Genomic DNA, 16,732 nt, shown 5'->3' with positions numbered 1-16,732 from the left:
TTAATTATGTTCCGTACAAATAAGTTAACAAGTTAAATATGAGGGTTATATTAATTATTGATTAAATTTTTTTTCATATCATTGTTTAAATTTAACTATCCGTAATCTTTGGTGAACTTTTCATTTTTTCATCAAATTGTTTTAGTATACTTTGAAATTTTTTTCTTATCTTTAAGTCTAAGTCTTTATTTTCGATGATAAGTTTTAACAGTTCTGGCAATAGTGATTCAATTCTCGAATGTGAAAAAACTGAATCATGTAAATTGTCGGGAATATTTTTATCAATAAAATATTTTAAATTTTTAATAAAATCTGTTGGGATTGAATAGCCATAATAAATAAGTAATAATTTTACAATATAATCATGTGGTTTTTTGCATGGGATATACAAAATATTTTCATTAACAAATTTATCAATTAGTTCTTTTACTTCTTCAGAGCCAATCTGCATTATATCTAATAATAATTTGTTTACAGAAAGCTGTTCAGAGTAATATTTATCTCTTTTTATTATATCTAAAACTTCCTTTAATAATTCGCTATTATTATATTTATATTCAGCATTCCTTGAGATTGCGTATATATTTCTTAAAATATTTTCGTCTAAAAAAGGGTAAACAAATCTATTCCACTCTTTTTTAATAATCATACTAAGTATAATATCTATAAATTTCAGAATATTAGGATGTGAAGTTTCATATATCTTCCAGTTAACATATAAAAAATACCTAATATTTCTATAACTATTTAAATTTAGCGATTTTTTTTGAAAAACAGGAATAATTGTATCTATTATTTGTTCAATCTCTTTGGAGTTCCACCTTGCAAATCCTAGCACAGTCAATATATTTCTAAAATATATATTAATAAATGTTGGACCGTTAGTATTTATCTCTTTATCGTCTAATGATTTACAGATATTAGTTAATGATTTTAAAAGATATCGCTTTAGTTGAACTATATATTTCGGTTTTAAATGGCAAATACTAATGAACTTATTTCCATCAATAAGTTTTTTAGCAAATGCTTTTATTTTCTTTTCATCGCAGTATTTGATAATGATAAATAAGTCCGTTTTGTTAATAAAAAACTTATCGTCTATTAAATAATGTTCAAAGCTTTCTAAAATAATAGATCCAAAAAATTGTTGAGTTTCGCTATCATTTTCAATTAAAAGGTCATTGCCTGAAATAAAATACACATAAGAATATAGCTTATCCCTTAAAGTATATTCGTCACTAGACCAAGATATTCCACCATTTTTTCTGTTTTGTGCGTACTCTTTATTTTCTTGAGATTCTGTATGAAATTTACAGTATGCTTTGTATATTTCAGTAAGATCAATAAATCTTAGTAAATCTTGAATATCTTGCTGTATGCTTGCTGGAAAATCACGAACTTTATTTATAAAATCAAAAGGTACAATATTTTCTAATATTTCTTCTGACATTTCATATTCAGTATTGAACTGATAAAATGCTTTAGTTTTAAGCTTATTATAAATATAATCATAATTAGCCATGTATATAGTAGTCATAATGTAATTCTTTTGATCTAAATAATGACTTACTTTTTCAGAAAAATATTTTAGTAACGAGTTATATTTTTTATTAGAAAATAAAATTTCAATATCATTCGGAGTGTATTCAAAATACATTTTTTTCCAAAAATATTCTTGAATCTTATTTGATTTGCTTTTGACTTTCTCTAACTTATCGTTAATTTTTATCTTGGTTATAAAAGCTTTATTCAAAATAGATAAAAACTTTTGAGTATGATGGTCATCATCATTTAAGACATATTTAATATAACTAAGATTTATGTCTCTAATCTCTTTATTGAAGTCGTCAGTTATATAGTTGTTTTGGTCATTATCATAAATATCTAGTATTAGATCTAAGCCATTATATCTTAAGGTGCAATTAGTTAGTTTGTTTCTAACTAGTTCTGGTAACAGTATTTGGTATTGTGATAAAGGGCTAATTTTATCATTAAAATATTTAACCACTTTATTATTTAAATATTCATTTAAATTATCCTTTTGTTTTTCATTCGATTCAGTTTCAACTAAATTCTTAACTGAATTTACTAATTTTACTATTAGTTTTTCTGGTTTTATTACTGTGTTTAAGTCTTCAAAAAAAGACTCATATAAACGCCCATAAGATAAATTGCCTGCTATGGGAGATAATAGTGTTATTCCATAGTTTTCAAGATATTTATTCTGGGCTAGATCAAATTCACCTTGAAGTAAATATTTTTTGGGTGTTGCTTTGGATATTCGAGTAATCCATGAAACAATTTGTTTTAAATTATAGTCACTATATGAGTATCCTAAAAAAACAATTGTACACGTCGAAAATATGCCTTTAATATAATTCTCGATCAGCGGAAAATTTTGACTATACTGCAAATAGTCATCTTCTTTAAAAACAAAATTATGTTGTTGAAAGCTTCCATGCATTTTAATGATTTTTTTATCTAATTGGCTGTGTGCAAGATCTGCATCTGAACAAATAAGATCATATGCAAGCCCTTTTTCTTGTGCTGTATTTTCAATTAAATTATCCCAGTTTGTCGTAATAATATAATGAGGATTTAAATCAAATAAGTTTTTATGAAATTTGCTTGGGGCTAAGTCTTTAATTGATGATTTTACTTTATTATAGTAAGCATGTTCTCCAAACTTAAGGAAATATAGTTGAGCAATTTTTAAAAAATCACTTTCATTTGATATTTTCAAATCTTCTTTTAGCTCATTAATAAGCTCTTCCCAACTTGGAATCTTTAGTGATTCTGTCTCACTTAATTTGGAAAAACCTGCACCTATAAAAAATACTAGCTTATTATTCTGACTAGCTGTTATGATATTCTTTATGTCTTTTTCGTTAAAAGAAAGGCAATTTAAATTTTCCATTAAGTATCACAATTCCTTGAAGAGATTATAGATTATTGTATTTGAATAATAAGTTTATATTACTGATTTTAACATAATATAATGTAATAACTGTTTTCGTTTACAAAAATTATTTAGCTTAACGTATTTAATATTTTAAATTTCTCATATCTTTGTCTAGATATTTGATTTATCTTCATATCCTTTCTATAAAATTTAAATTTTATATTTCTTCTGTTAGATATGATTTATCAAAATTTGATGCGTATTTGGAAGTATATTTTTCTATGGCGGATATCTTTAAAGCCTGCACAAATTTTCATAATGCAATAAACGATTGGAATTATACAGTTATAAGATTATTTGTTAGCAGGAATTCAATTTAGTCTACTCAAGAAATTTATAATATGAGTAAATTACATGGAAAGGATAAATTAAACAATTCCCACATTGAGTCTGTTTGCTTTAGCCACAGCACTGTTTATTTCTATTATGACTGATGCGTTGCCTGATGATTTTTTACTGTTAATAAGTGAAGATCTAAGTGTTACAGAAGTTCAAACGACAATTAGTGACCTTTTACGAATTAGGTCTCTGCTATACGCTATCCCGTTAACAACTGCTACACAGAGCCGGAATAGAAAAAATTATTAATTATAGTTACACTTGGTTTTGGCATTACTAATTTTATGACAGCCTATTTTTTATCTATTATTCTGATATTAATAGCTAGATTTTTAGCAGGTGTTTTTGCTGGCCTTTTGTGGTTAATGATGGTTGGTTATGCAACAAAAATGGTTAGGGATGATAAAAAAGATAGAGCAACAATTATAGTTATCCTAGGCGTTCCAATAGCATTATTAATAGGTATTCCATTTGGTACATCAATAGGTCAGTTAATTGGTCGCCTAACTATTAGAGAGACAATTCATTCACATGTTCTGTTTTTTGTATACTAAATCTTTATATTCACTCGACCAAAGAAAATATAGACAATAACCGCTAGAAGACCAAAAGTAAGAGACACAAAAAACATTGTCTGATAAGCGCAGTTTACTGATAATATCTGATCTTGAGTGAAGTGGATTAATATTCCTGATAATACACCTCCAAATGCACCACCAATTTGCTGTATAACTCGTGTGATTGCACTCGTGTCCTTAATTTGATTTTTATCACAAAACTCGAATGGTGAAGAGAGAACAGCAATCGTGGCGACGCCTAATCCGGAACCTCGAACAATAAAACCGATGATTTCAGAGGGGATCCCACCAACTTGAATTATTAATATACTTATTGCTGATATTATTAATCCTACGCCAATAATTAGAAACGAATTTATCTCACTTAGAGATTTATAAATAAATTTTCTAGCCAACCAAGCACCTACACTTTGTAGAGCAAGCAGCATACCAATATATGTAATAGATATATTATCATTTATTGCTTGTATTAAAGGGAAAAAAATCATAAAACCAAAAAAGATAAGTGACGTCAGAAATCCCATAATTATTGCAAACGAATATTGAATACAACTAAATGCACTTAAATCGATCAATTTACTGTCTGACTTGTTATTAGTAATAAGCGAAACCATCATTAAACCAATACCTAAAACTAGCATAATAATATTAAAAATATCAAAAAAGCCCCCAGAAGTGAGATTTTTAATAGAGATAAAAAAGAGTATTAAAGCAATTAAAAATGTTATAAATACATAAATATTCATATTGTATTTAGACGTTTTATTATCAGGTATTGTCTTCCTACCACAAAAAAAAGCTACAAGCACCAAAGGCATGTTGATAAAAAAAGCTATTCTCCAATTTAACTGTTCTGATATGACTGCTCCAAAAATTGGTCCTAACGCAGGGGCAAAGACTGACGGAATAGCAATCAATGCCATAATCGGCTTTAGTCTTTCCTTACCAAAATAAATCGCTATTGTGGATTGAGTAATGGGAATTAATATTCCTGCACCAAAACCTTGTAGACATCTAAATAAGATCAAAGAAGCCAGATTATAGGAAAATCCAACTAATATAGAACCAACAAGAAAAACAAAAATTGAGCATATCCATGCTTTCTTGAGCCCAAAATTTTCATGTATATAAGGTGATAGTAATATGCCAGCTGCGCAAGCAAGCATATATACTGTAATAGCCCATTGTATATAGACATAAGAGGTATTAATGTCATTCGAAATTGAGGATAAAATAACATTAACAATACTGCTATCTAATAATGGCAATATACTAGATAGCGTCATAGCAAACACTAACTTCCTTTCGGCGGTTGTCAGGTCAATCGATTGTTTCATATTAAATCCTTTCCAGATTATATCTAGTTGCGCCCCGTGTATATATTCCATCGAATGTTGGTGGCGTTATTTCTTTATATTTTTTAAGTATTAATACTAATTTTTGCAGAGCGATATTTAATTGCATATTTGCAAATTGAGCGCCAATACAAGCATGAATCCCCACTCCAACATATTTTTAATATAATTCTCATCAAATTTAGAATTAAAAGGGCTAATGCCAAATAAAACATGTTTTCCTTTCATGTATCTGTTCCTTCTCAAAACCGGATTATTAATCAATTAATAAATTTGAAAATTACTAATTGATTTGTATAAAAAACTATTATTTTGTTCATTTACAACTTATCTATTTATTGCTAACTTGTTATCTTCAATTTAATTAAGAGGACTTTAGGATAGCCAGTAGAATAGCGTTTTACTAGCCAATTTAAGCCACAAAATATCCCATCGGGGCCATATAAATGAATACGCCACTTATTTCTCCACATCTTGCCTCTTCTGATAGCGAACCGATGATCGTATCGACAGTCAGTCACTCTTCACAAAGAGTGACACAACGTCATGGTCATTCGAGAGGTCAATTACTCGGTACCTTACAGGGTTTAATTTCAATTGAAGCCGAAAGTTGTCAATGGGTAGTGCCTGCAACTCACTGTGTCTGGATACCTCCAAATGTACAACATGGTCTTCTTAGATCGCATGGGCCATTTGAGGGATGGAGCATCTATATACATAAAAATGCATGTACTAAACTGCCTGTCAAACCATACATTTTAGAATTATCTGACTTATTGCGCGAAGCAATTACACGAACCATGTCATGGCATAATTCAGAATTGGAGCCGGAACAGAAGCGTTTAATTGCCGTGATCCTTGACGAGATTAGAACAATGCCTAAAGTTGAGCTAGCTCTTCCAATGCCAAAAGATATACGTTTGTTAAAAATCGCTTTAGCTTTATCTGATAATCCTGGTGATAATAAAAAAATCAATGACTGGGGCGTTTGGGCGGGCATTTCCCGACGATCATTAACACGTCGATTTACAAATGAAACGGGGTTTAATTTCACACAATGGCGTCAGAAACTGCGCATGTTAAAAGCGTTAGAATTGCTTGCCGCTGGAAAACCAATCACAGAAATATCGTTATATTTAGGTTATGACAATATTAGTGGGTTTATTTCTATATTTCGACAAAATTTCGGGGTAACGCCGGGAAACTACCAAAAATCCATGATAAACCGTCTCGCATGGCGAAACTTTACTAAAACTGCTATCCAAAATGATAAATTAATAAAGTAAACCTTTTCTAGGTCTCATAACCTAATTAGTGAGAAAAGAAGTTTCAAGTAAATAGAGCTATTTCTAGAGAAATATAATTTTTTAATAGAATTAAAAACTTGTGCTTGTTTGTTCGTAAAGTTTTATCAATGTCAATTTTGATGAATTTCCTGTCTCATAACCTCAGTATATGAACATCGATATTGCAATTCGAGTCGGAAATTTAGATGATAGTAATTGTGTAGTAAAAAAATTGTTTCTATCAAAAAATATTTTATGTGCCTCTCCTAAGTATTTAGAATCAAATTCTATCCCGTTACATCCAGTTGATTTAAAGAATCAAAAACTAATATGTTTTATGATTAGTAATGATAATCAAATAAATATTTTAGCCACTATTTAGAAGTAGAAGAAAATTAATTAGAGCTAGCAAGTGACATTGATTTAACATGAATGTAAAAATAAAGTTGTTGGATATAAACAGTAAAATATACTAGTTTAAATTTTTTAAGTAATTCTCAATGAGAAAAATTAAATCTGACAGCCAGATTTGAGCGCAGTACGTACATTTTATTTTTCAACATATAGAATGTAATTATCAAATAGCAAAATTCAGATTGTAATAGATAATAGAGTTTGTAAAATCAGATCATGAGAGAAAAAATTCGCAAAGAACTTGAAATAATAGCCGAAGAAAATTATCGAATCTTTGCTGCAAAGCTTATTCCCAACATTGATAATTTATTAGGTGTGAGATTACCCAAACTGCGTAAAATAGCAAAAAAATAGTACAGCTTGATTATGACTACTACCTTGCAATGGATAATAACTTATACTTCGAGGAAGTGATGTTACAAGGTATGATTATAGGTGAAATTAAATTGCCATGGACTGAGCGTTCACGTTATGTGAAACAATTTATCACTAAAATTGATAACTGGTCAGTCTGTTAAACTCACTGAAGCAATTGCTGATCTTGATCACTATGAGTCAATTATGCAAATATTCAAATGGCACCTTGATTGGTTTAATCAAGACGATTTTAATGGCTGCTTATTTGTTAGAGCTAAAGAAGAAATTCATAACGATCAAGCAGTACAACAACCGGTAATTGAGCATAAAGAATTTATCCGCAAACTGATCCATGACCAACTGCCCAAAACGCCACAACAGACAACTTTAATCAACCAACTAATGGTGATATTAGAAGGATTAATCAATATCAGCGTTGTTTATAAAGAAAATAAATCACTTTATGATGAACTAATTAATGATAATATTGATTTAGTTTTAAAAATATTATCACATCAGGACTGAATTTTATTGATAAATAATCACTGTTACATCTAGTCTGTTAATGCATATTTAATACTAAACTATAAACCATTAGTTAAACTGCTTAGTTCCATCACATAAACTAATGTTCTAATTATCTATTTAATACTCCAAGGAGTCATTATGAAAAGGGAAACGTTATTAAACTATGCCAAAAAGCAATTTCATGCAGAGCCTAATTATCTTTGGAAAAATTTACCTAGGTATGCTGTATTACGGCATCACGATGATGGTAATAAGTGGTTTGCTATTGTGATGAATGTGCCTGGTACAAAATTAGGTCTCAAAGATGATAAAGAAGTGGATATATTAAATGTCAAACTCAGACCAGAATATATTGGATCGTTAAGAAAAAAAGAAGGTATTTTGCCAGCTTATCATATGAATAAAGAACATTGGATTAGTATTGTTCTTTCTGGACCACTAACCGATAAAGAAATATTTGATTTTCTTAATGAAAGTTATCATTTAACTTCTCGGTAACCACTGCATCATTAACCTAATATAGTGATATGATACTCATTTTTATTAATAAAATGGTATGTTTTATGACGAATAAAGAGCTAGTTAAACAATTTTATCAACACGTATTTATCAATGGTGAAATTGATAAAATCCCTGAATATGTTATTGAAGATTATATCCAACACAACCCTAAGGTCGAAACGGGTTGCGAAGCTTTTATTAATTTTTTCAGAGGTTTCCTTCAATTAAAACCAAAATTTGAAATTATTAATATGTGCAGTGAAAGCGATATGGTTTATCTATTCCATAAATGCACTCTCGCTGATGACAATGTGAATAAAGTATGTGATATTTTCCGCGTTGAAAATCATAAAATTGTCGAACATTGAGACGTAATTGAAAGAGGTGTAGAAAAGATCCAATCCCTCAACAATAACGGAATTTTGTGATAATTCTATTTAGGGTTTATAAAGATAGTAATTTGCAGTTATTAACATCGATCATATAAATCTTACAAAATTATTTTTAGCATATTTTTTTATAGATTTTGAATTTTCTTCTAGTTATTTCATTAAAGATGTGGTCCATGACTCTCATTCAAAGATTTGTGCAACTAACAAGATAAATTTTGAGTGATGTGATACATTTAGATTGAATATAAAGGAGAACTCGCTTTGAGTTCTCTTTTAATTATTTTTTATTGCCAACTAAACAAGTCGAAAAAACTAAATAGCATGGTTAACATCCACACCACGAATATTATGTGCTCGGCTTCTTTCTATAGATTGAATTGCAGCGATGACATCGCGGCCTTCTCGCATTCCATCAATTAATTTTCTTGCTTGTTTGCAATCACCAATTTGTTGAAACTGATAGTGGTTTTTATCTGCATGTAGTCGGAATTGTTCAGTAAATTCTGATACGGGAGTTAAACCTAAGCAGACAAAACCATAGTCGAAATCGAGTTCTTCAATTTGACCATTTCGAGAAACAATAAAGCGATCTTCTTTAACTTCTTGTAATGTAGTTTCTAACATTACGTTGACGTGATTATCATCAATCATTCTCATCATTGATAAACGGCCAATCATATCTAAGTCTTTTGCTAATGCTGACTGCATTTCAACAAGTGTGGTACTTTTAGCTTTGTTTTCAGAGAAATATTCAACCACATCTAAACCGACTGCTCCCCCACCGATTACAACAATTTTCTTATCAGGAATATCAGTAAAGTATTCGAAATTGTCCATTAGATCAAAAATTGAGAAGACATTGCGATTCTTTTTAGCTAATTGTTCATGTAATCCTTTAATAGGAGGTAATAGAGCCTTAGCACCTGTGGCTGCAACAACCAAATCAGGGTGATGACTTGCTACCATCTCTGGCGTTGCTTTTGTATTTAAATGGATTGTAATATTGTCTAATTTGTTGATACGGTTGATCAAAAATTTTGGTAGATCCGCTATACGTCGTTTATAAGGAAAACGTGAAATAATGGATGATAATCCACCAAGAAATGGTTTTTCTTCATATAGGGTTACGTTACAACCGACTTCGGCTGCGGTGGCTGCAGCTTCAAGCCCAGCAGTCCCTCCCCCTATTACGACAACATTAAGTGGTTCAGTTATTTGATAGCGTTTATAATCTTCATAACTGATGATATCTGGATTTACAGTACAGCGTATTGGTTTAGATTTGGCAATTCGATGATCTGCACACCCGATATTACATGATATACAACGTCTTAATGTATCAATTTCGTTATTTTTAACTTTTTCAACCCAATAAGGTTCTGCAATTAATCCTCGCCCCATTACAACAAAATCGGAAACACCGTTTGCTATCGTATCAGCAATAATTTTTGGATCACGGAAATTTCCTGAGGCAATGGTTGGTTTGTTGAATTTGTCTTTTACTGCTTTCGCCATATATGATCGCCACCCATCGGGTAAGTTCATTTGATCAATTTGCATAAATAAAGTGTCATTTTGAGCCGCTGATACATCAAAAATATCAACGCCTTCGTTTAAGTATTCTAGAATTTCTAGCGTATCTTCTAAACTATTTCCTCCTTCAATAAAGTCATCAGCACTAAAACGCAACATTATTAGAAAATTTGGGCCAACATGTTTGCGAATTTCGTCAATGACCATGCGAACTATTCGCGCACGGTTTTCAACGCTCCCACCAAATTCATCAGTACGTTTGTTAAATATTGGGGATAAGAATTGACTAAGTAAGTAGGAGTGCCCAGCATGAATTTCGACCGCATCAAATCCTGCTCGTTGTACTCTTGATGCTGCTAATCCATATTGTTTCACAACATAATATATTTCATCAACTGACATAGGTCTTGGAGCATTGCCACCCGTTTTTGATGGAATATTTGATGCGGAAATAGGCTGTAAGCCATTCAGTCGTCCAAAATAGGCAGAGGCACCAGCATGATTAATTTGTACAGCGACAGTAGCACCATGTTTATGCATACGTTCCGTAAATCTAAATAATCCTGGTATATACTGGTCATTATCAATTCGTAGTTGTGTTGTCCCATTAGTTCCATATGGGTAATCAATACAGACATTTTCAAGAATAATTAATCCAGTTCCACCTTTAGCTCGTTGTTCATAATACTGTATGTGGTCATCAACAAATTCACCACTTAAGGTTGCAAAGTTAGTGCCAATCGGTGGCATTACAATTCGATTTTTAATTGTGGTGCGTTTAATCGTGATAGGTTGAAATATTGAAGAGAAATCGCTCATGTTACTCCCTCATACCATCACACAACTCTGAAGTTGTGCTACTTTTAATTTTAAATTGATATTCGATTAACTCTATTATACACAATTTATCAATAAATATATTCTTTATTTTTGCATTTATTTATTAATTTTTTCTATAAATAATTATTGTTTCAAATTGAATATTTAATGTTATAAATTAACATATTAAATATATTTAACAATAGAAGCACATTATTAAATTAACTTTATTTATTAATAAATTATAAATAATTAAATTTTAGAATAAAAAAATATTAATTATTAATAAATTAGATATTTTATTGATTTTTAATTAAATTATTATTTAGCTATCATTTAAATTATGAATGTTTATTATATTTTTAATTCATTTTTCAAATAAAAAAATACCACTTACTAGTGGCATTTTGGTTGAAAGGTGATCTGATTTCGATCTATAAATATGCTTATTGATCGATTTTAGCTTTTATTTGCTTTACGTGAATTAATTGCAAACTGACGGCGTCCACCTGGTCTTGGTACTAAGTCACCCAACATAATCTCATAACCCCCGTCGACAACTAATTCAGTACCATTAGAATAATCTGAACGTTTACTGGCTAAATATAAAACAGCATTAGCGATATCAATTGTTTCACCAATACGACGGCTTGCAATCATTCGCGTACGACCTTCTTCTACTTCTTTATCTTCATAGAATTTTTTCGATAATGGTGTTTTAACAAAACAAGGGCAAACAGCGTTACTACGTATACCAAATTGTCCCCATTCAGCAGCAATTTGCTTTGATAGCATTGAAATAGCTGCTTTTGTTGGGCTATATGCGCCACTATAGGTTTCGGGTGTATGCGAAGCAACCGTTGAGATATGTACCATGCGACCTGATTTCTGTTCGATCATCATACGACCAAAGCGTTGAGACATTAGGAAATAACCTGTCATGTTGACATTAATGGTTAGTTGCCATTCATCAAGTGGTAAATCTTCTAATGGACAGAATTTTAAAATTGCCGCAGTATTGACTAAAACATCACAGCGACCAAATTGTTTTTTGACTAAAGCAACGGCATCGTCAACACTTTTTTCATCAGTTGTGTTACAAGCCAAACCTATCGCTTTAATACCATACTCTTTGGCTAATTCAGTGGCATAATCTTGGCATTTGGTTTCATCAAGATCGATGAGTACTAAATTTGCTTTTTGTTTGGCAAATTCTCGGCAAATTTCTGCACCCATGCCACCAACAGCACCTGTGATAACACAGACATCACCTTCTAAACCTAACCAATTGTTATTCATACAGACTCCTAATATTATTTTTATATTAATCGCTGATTATTTACGATTAATCTTTGCAACTTAATAGTTTATATTTTTGACTTTCAATAATTTAACTTGTATTCAATTTGAGTTTTTATAAGAAAATTATAATTTTCAAGCTAAACTTTTATGTAATATATTTAAAATGTATCTCAGGTCTTTTACATCAAGTTGACCAGGTGCAGATGCATTTTTTGCTGCGCCAAATGTGAGGTCAGAACCAAAAGTTTCGCCTGCAACACGACTAATCGCACCTTTTCCTGCCATTGACATAGTAATTAGTGGTGTATGCGCATATTTGTCTTTCATTACCGCTGTTGCAGCAAGTAAGTTAATTACATCTTCACGTGAACGTGGCATTACAGCGATTTTTGGAATATCTACGCCAAGATCCTGCATTTTGCGTAATCTTGCTATAATTTCCTCTTTTGGCGGTGTTTTATCAAAATCATGGTTTGAGGCAATAACTAAAACCTTATTTTGATGAGCTAGCTCGACAATTTCTTCTACATATTTGTCGCCAGTGAAAATTTCAATATCAACAAGATCGATCAATCCACTTTTAATCATCTGTTTATTTAGATTAATATAAAATTCCACTGAAGCAGGATAAACGCCGCCTTCATTAGCGGTACGAAATGTGAATAAAATTGGTTTGTGACCAATTATTGAGTTTAATTTGTTTGCTGTTTGTTTTACTTTTTCAATATCATCAACATGTTGAAAATGATCAACTCGCCATTCGACCATATCAAAGTCGATTTGAGTCAAAAATTCAGCTTCATTTACTAATTCTTGTTCTGTTTTACCCACAATTGGAACGATAATTTTAGGTGCTCCAACACCAATATCTAAATTTTTCACGGTAATTTTTGTCATCTGGTCACCAATTAATTTATTTTTATCCTCTCGATCAAAATTGTGAAGAGGATAATTGATACTGATATAAATATTAATATTTATATTAATTACAATAGGTTAAATAAATAGTTAGTCATTAAAACCCATTTTTTCTTTAACATAATCAATAGGGGCATCTTGTCCAGTCCAAATTTTAATTTGTGCATGACCTTGCCATAACATCATTCCGATACCGTTTAGTATTTTACAGCCTTGTGCTTCGGCTATTTCTAGTAATTTAGTTTTACGCGGACTATAAATACAATCGGTTACCACAAGATCTTTTCTTAGCATACTAGGATCGGTAATTAAACTTTGCCCTTCTAAAGGCTTCATACCCACACCTGTTGCATTACATAATACTGCACTTTCAGCGATTTCTTGACGCAATTTGGCTTTATCTGCTAGGTCATAGACGGTTGCTTTACAATTTGTTTTATCATTGATTCTTTTAGCTATTTCTACAATTTTCTCAAAGCATTCATCTTGTTGATTGAAAATAGAAATCTCTTTAACACCATCTAGAGCGGCTTGTACAGCAATAGCACTTGCAGCGCCACCACCTCCAAGTAATGTCATTTTTTTTCCAATAATATCAACGTTGGCCTCTTTTAATGAGCGCATGTATCCCATACCATCAGTGTTATAGCCAGTTAGTACACCATCATCATTAGAAATGGTATTACATGCTCCAATAAGCTCAACTGCTGGGGTTAATTTATCTAAATATTGGCATACAAGTTGTTTATTTGGCATTGATACTGCACTACCGCGTAAACCTAATGCTCGTAAACCTTTTATAGCATCAGGTAATTTTTCTTGTGTCACTTCAAAAGCTAAATAGACGTAAGGAACGTCTAGTTTAGAATAGATAATATTTTGCATTTTCGGTGATAAGCTGTGTCGAATTGGATATGCCATTAGTCCAATTAATAAAAAATGACCATCAATATTTGCTCTCATACTTCTCTCCAATTTTAATCATTAAGTTCAGCTACTTGTTTAAGTAATTTTTTTGTATCTTCTATATACATTTTTGCTCGTTCAATTGGAGAATGACTCAATGCAAATTCATCATTACAACATTCAATTGAAATTGGCATTTCTGGTAAAGCTTTCAATAATGAAACTAAATCAATTCCACCACGTCCCGGTGATAAGCGATAATTTCTTGCTTGGTAAAGTAATCCTTCAGTATCTTTAGGTTTTTCTTTAGTTCCATCGCATAATTGCATATAACGCCAACAATCCTTAGGTACATTTTTCAAGTCATCCAGAGTATTAGCGCCTCGATCAAAATGTAATGGATCAATAATCATACCTTGGTTATTTTGGTTTGCTGCTTTAAGTAGTTCTATACCTGAATTGACCGTTGGAATATCAGTCCAAGGCATTGGTTCAATATTGATTGCGATACCTAATGGTGCGGCAATTTCACATAATTGTGCAAAATTATCAGCTAAACGATTTCTATCGGGATCATTACCTGCTAACAATACTTGACTAGCACCTAAACGGGCTCCTGTTTCTAATACAGGTAAAAAATTGATGACACGTGTATCTGGTTTAAGTCGGAAAATTTCAATATCTAACACTTTAATACCAGTCTCTTTTAATCGTCGTTCTACTTCTCTGATTAGTGGAGTATCGCCGACTGTCGCATGAACAGGCTCAGTAGGTGTGGCTGGAATAAGTCTTAAACCAACATGGGTATACCCAGCTTCAGCTGCCACAATGACTTGGTTTGCTGGAGATACATCTAATACTGTCAAGGCAGCAAGCCCAATAGGACGTTCAATTGCCATACAATCCTCCTGAAATTTTAAAAAATTTATCTGAAATTAAAAAAATAAGTTGCTAATAATGTAAAACAATAAAATAATTTTATCTATAGATTTTGTTATTTTAATTTATTTTTTTAATAAATTTATTCATAATAAGCCAAATAATCATAAAAATTATTTAAGAATAATTATTAATTTAAATAGCAAAAATGAACATATTGTTATGATTTATAAATAAAAATAATGAATATGAATTTGATGCTAATAGATTTGATATAAATTAAATGACCTGTAAATAAAAAAATATGATCAAAAAAATTTAGCCGATTTTAATAATTGGAATGAAATACAAAATTAAATTATTTAACAAAGGATGCATTATGAAAAATAAATATATTCCTACCTCGATATGCTTATATATAAACTATTTTGTTCATGGTATGGGAGCAATCATTCTCGCCCAAAATATGGATTATTTGGCTAATCAATTAAATACCGACAGTGCGGGAATTGCTTATGTGATCTCGGGTTTGGGGATTGGACGATTAATTGTTTTGTTTGTTATGGGCGCATTATCAGATAAATTTGGTCGTAAACCTTTCGTATTTTTAGGCGGTTTATTTTATATAGGATTTTTGCTTGGCATTCTGATTAGTCCTAATCTAGAAGTTGCATTTTTGTTTGCTATTTTAGGTGGTATTGCTAACTCAACACTGGATGCGGGTACTTATCCTGCATTGATGGAATCATTTCCTAAGGCAACAGGTACAGCATCAATTTTAACTAAAGCAGCCATTGCTGGTGGGCAATTTGTATTACCGATTGTGATGACCATGATTATCGCTTTTAAAGCTTATTATGGTTGGTCATTCTTATTCTGTGTTGCTATATTAGCCCTTAATGCTTTAGCTGTATTAAAAATGCCATTTCCAAATCATAAACAACCAGCAGCAGAAGAAATTGCAGATGAATCAATTGAGAAAGAGACAAAACCATTACCAAAATTAAAACAAAAAGCAAACTTTTGGATCGAAGGTATTTGCTTTATTATTATTGGTTATACATCAACCGCAACATTTTATTTAGTGTCAATTTGGTTACCTAAATTTTCTGAATCAGTTGCAATGATGAGTCCTTCTGCATCGGCTCAAACTATAAGTTATTATGCAATGGGTACATTAACAAGTGTGATTCTAACTTCAATATTAGTTAAAAGCTTGATTCGCCCTGTATATATTGTGTTTGTTTATCCTTGTTTATCAGCAATTATGCTGTTTGTTTTATTCTTATTCCCTTCACCAATGTTATGTATGGCGGGTGGTTTTATCTTAGGATTTACAGCCGCAGGTGGCGTTCTTCAATTAGCTTTAACAACAATGTCAGAATTTTATCCGGAAGGTAAAGGTAAAGTTCTTGGTATTTTCTTCACCTCGTCTAGTTTAGCAACGTTCTCTATACCGGTTATTACTGGAATTATTTCAAAATCCAGTATCGCTAATATCATTTTATTAGATGCATTTATTGCTGTATTAGGAACAGTTTTAGCATCGGTAATTATTGCTAGATATCATAAGATTTTTGAACTACCGAATCATAAACTAAATTAAGTAATTATTATCGAAGATAATTCACAAATAATAAGCCACAAGAGTGATATATTTCTT

The 16,732-nt window shown here is 31.1% G+C and carries 15 protein-coding genes; 7 read left to right on the top strand and 8 right to left on the bottom strand.

The window, feature by feature from the left end; genetic code table 11:
• Positions 1 to 91: 91 nt before the first annotated feature.
• Complete coding sequence (locus tag H3S73_RS10815; protein ID WP_198236615.1) at positions 92 to 2,917, bottom strand: SIR2 family protein; 2,826 nt, start codon at positions 2,915 to 2,917, stop codon at positions 92 to 94.
• A 632-nt stretch (positions 2,918 to 3,549) separates the two neighbouring features.
• Between H3S73_RS10815 and H3S73_RS10810 the strand changes: the two genes are divergently transcribed.
• Entirely contained in the window at positions 3,550 to 3,855 is a 306-nt protein-coding gene (locus tag H3S73_RS10810) for an MFS transporter (RefSeq protein ID WP_370528805.1), read from the top strand.
• Here H3S73_RS10810 and H3S73_RS10805 read toward each other — a convergent pair.
• Together H3S73_RS10805 and H3S73_RS14065 are read right to left on the bottom strand one after the other, a co-directional pair.
• Entirely contained in the window at positions 3,852 to 5,216 is a 1,365-nt protein-coding gene (locus tag H3S73_RS10805) for an MFS transporter (RefSeq protein WP_198236614.1), read from the bottom strand. The genes H3S73_RS10810 and H3S73_RS10805 overlap by 4 nt on opposite strands.
• A 117-nt stretch (positions 5,217 to 5,333) precedes the next feature.
• A complete protein-coding gene (locus tag H3S73_RS14065; protein WP_141675364.1) occupies positions 5,334 to 5,462 on the bottom strand; it encodes a tRNA-dependent cyclodipeptide synthase in 129 nt (42 codons plus the stop codon).
• A gap of 218 nt (positions 5,463 to 5,680) precedes the next feature.
• Between H3S73_RS14065 and H3S73_RS10795 the strand changes: the two genes are divergently transcribed.
• The 5 genes from H3S73_RS10795 to H3S73_RS10775 all read left to right on the top strand — a co-directional run bounded on the left by H3S73_RS10795 (position 5,681) and on the right by H3S73_RS10775 (position 8,688).
• Positions 5,681 to 6,520 carry a helix-turn-helix domain-containing protein gene (locus tag H3S73_RS10795; protein WP_198236613.1) on the top strand — a complete coding sequence of 280 codons (840 nt, stop codon included), beginning with the start codon at positions 5,681 to 5,683 and terminating at the stop codon, positions 6,518 to 6,520.
• A 797-nt stretch (positions 6,521 to 7,317) separates the two neighbouring features.
• On the top strand, positions 7,318 to 7,452 hold the full coding sequence (locus H3S73_RS13870) for a hypothetical protein (RefSeq protein WP_255519612.1): 135 nt from the start codon (positions 7,318 to 7,320) through the stop codon (positions 7,450 to 7,452).
• Positions 7,453 to 7,495: 43 nt separating this feature from the next.
• Complete coding sequence (locus H3S73_RS10785) at positions 7,496 to 7,816, top strand: hypothetical protein (protein ID WP_198236611.1); 321 nt, start codon at positions 7,496 to 7,498, stop codon at positions 7,814 to 7,816.
• A 141-nt stretch (positions 7,817 to 7,957) separates the two neighbouring features.
• Positions 7,958 to 8,317, top strand: coding sequence for an MmcQ/YjbR family DNA-binding protein (locus H3S73_RS10780; protein WP_198236610.1), 360 nt, complete (start codon positions 7,958 to 7,960; stop codon positions 8,315 to 8,317).
• Positions 8,318 to 8,382: 65 nt separating this feature from the next.
• The gene (locus H3S73_RS10775) at positions 8,383 to 8,688 is read left to right on the top strand and encodes a nuclear transport factor 2 family protein (protein ID WP_198236609.1); all 306 of its coding nucleotides are present in this window, start codon (positions 8,383 to 8,385) and stop codon (positions 8,686 to 8,688) included.
• A 336-nt stretch (positions 8,689 to 9,024) separates the two neighbouring features.
• Here H3S73_RS10775 and H3S73_RS10770 read toward each other — a convergent pair whose 3' ends face one another.
• From H3S73_RS10770 to H3S73_RS10750, 5 genes are all read right to left on the bottom strand, one after another.
• On the bottom strand, positions 9,025 to 11,064 hold the full coding sequence (locus H3S73_RS10770; protein ID WP_198236608.1) for an FAD-dependent oxidoreductase: 2,040 nt from the start codon (positions 11,062 to 11,064) through the stop codon (positions 9,025 to 9,027).
• Between the two features lie 459 nt (positions 11,065 to 11,523).
• The gene (locus H3S73_RS10765; RefSeq protein ID WP_144091413.1) at positions 11,524 to 12,363 is read right to left on the bottom strand and encodes an SDR family NAD(P)-dependent oxidoreductase; all 840 of its coding nucleotides are present in this window, start codon (positions 12,361 to 12,363) and stop codon (positions 11,524 to 11,526) included.
• 135 nt (positions 12,364 to 12,498) lie between these two features.
• Positions 12,499 to 13,263, bottom strand: coding sequence for a type I 3-dehydroquinate dehydratase (gene aroD, locus H3S73_RS10760; protein ID WP_198236607.1), 765 nt, complete (start codon positions 13,261 to 13,263; stop codon positions 12,499 to 12,501).
• A gap of 111 nt (positions 13,264 to 13,374) precedes the next feature.
• Complete coding sequence (locus H3S73_RS10755) at positions 13,375 to 14,247, bottom strand: shikimate dehydrogenase (protein ID WP_086327626.1); 873 nt, start codon at positions 14,245 to 14,247, stop codon at positions 13,375 to 13,377.
• 14 nt (positions 14,248 to 14,261) lie between these two features.
• Positions 14,262 to 15,089: a sugar phosphate isomerase/epimerase gene (locus tag H3S73_RS10750; RefSeq protein WP_198236606.1), complete on the bottom strand. Its 828-nt coding sequence runs from the start codon at positions 15,087 to 15,089 to the stop codon at positions 14,262 to 14,264.
• A 359-nt stretch (positions 15,090 to 15,448) separates the two neighbouring features.
• Between H3S73_RS10750 and H3S73_RS10745 the strand changes: the two genes are divergently transcribed.
• Entirely contained in the window at positions 15,449 to 16,675 is a 1,227-nt protein-coding gene (locus tag H3S73_RS10745) for an MFS transporter (protein WP_086327533.1), read from the top strand.
• The last annotated feature ends 57 nt before the right edge of the window (positions 16,676 to 16,732 follow it).

The organism is Gilliamella sp. B14384G12, from assembly GCF_016101825.1.
In the GTDB taxonomy this organism is placed as follows: domain Bacteria; phylum Pseudomonadota; class Gammaproteobacteria; order Enterobacterales; family Orbaceae; genus Gilliamella; species Gilliamella apicola_N.
Note: the sequence above shows the minus strand (reverse complement) of the source record. Positions and strands in the feature narration are given on the sequence as shown.

Bases quoted from the DNA above. Each gene is read 5' to 3' on its own strand.
- H3S73_RS10815 (WP_198236615.1), bottom strand. From the start codon at position 2,917: ATGGAAAATTTAAATTGCCTTTCTTTTAACGAAAAAGACATAAAGAAT.
- H3S73_RS10805 (WP_198236614.1), bottom strand. From the start codon at position 5,216: ATGAAACAATCGATTGACCTGACAACCGCCGAAAGGAAGTTAGTGTTT.
- H3S73_RS14065 (WP_141675364.1), bottom strand. From the start codon at position 5,462: ATGAAAGGAAAACATGTTTTATTTGGCATTAGCCCTTTTAATTCTAAA.
- H3S73_RS10795 (WP_198236613.1), top strand. From the start codon at position 5,681: ATGAATACGCCACTTATTTCTCCACATCTTGCCTCTTCTGATAGCGAA.
- H3S73_RS13870 (WP_255519612.1), top strand. From the start codon at position 7,318: ATGGATAATAACTTATACTTCGAGGAAGTGATGTTACAAGGTATGATT.
- H3S73_RS10785 (WP_198236611.1), top strand. From the start codon at position 7,496: ATGCAAATATTCAAATGGCACCTTGATTGGTTTAATCAAGACGATTTT.
- H3S73_RS10780 (WP_198236610.1), top strand. From the start codon at position 7,958: ATGAAAAGGGAAACGTTATTAAACTATGCCAAAAAGCAATTTCATGCA.
- H3S73_RS10775 (WP_198236609.1), top strand. From the start codon at position 8,383: ATGACGAATAAAGAGCTAGTTAAACAATTTTATCAACACGTATTTATC.
- H3S73_RS10770 (WP_198236608.1), bottom strand. From the start codon at position 11,064: ATGAGCGATTTCTCTTCAATATTTCAACCTATCACGATTAAACGCACC.
- H3S73_RS10765 (WP_144091413.1), bottom strand. From the start codon at position 12,363: ATGAATAACAATTGGTTAGGTTTAGAAGGTGATGTCTGTGTTATCACA.
- aroD (WP_198236607.1), bottom strand. From the start codon at position 13,263: ATGACAAAAATTACCGTGAAAAATTTAGATATTGGTGTTGGAGCACCT.
- H3S73_RS10755 (WP_086327626.1), bottom strand. From the start codon at position 14,247: ATGAGAGCAAATATTGATGGTCATTTTTTATTAATTGGACTAATGGCA.
- H3S73_RS10750 (WP_198236606.1), bottom strand. From the start codon at position 15,089: ATGGCAATTGAACGTCCTATTGGGCTTGCTGCCTTGACAGTATTAGAT.
- H3S73_RS10745 (WP_086327533.1), top strand. From the start codon at position 15,449: ATGAAAAATAAATATATTCCTACCTCGATATGCTTATATATAAACTAT.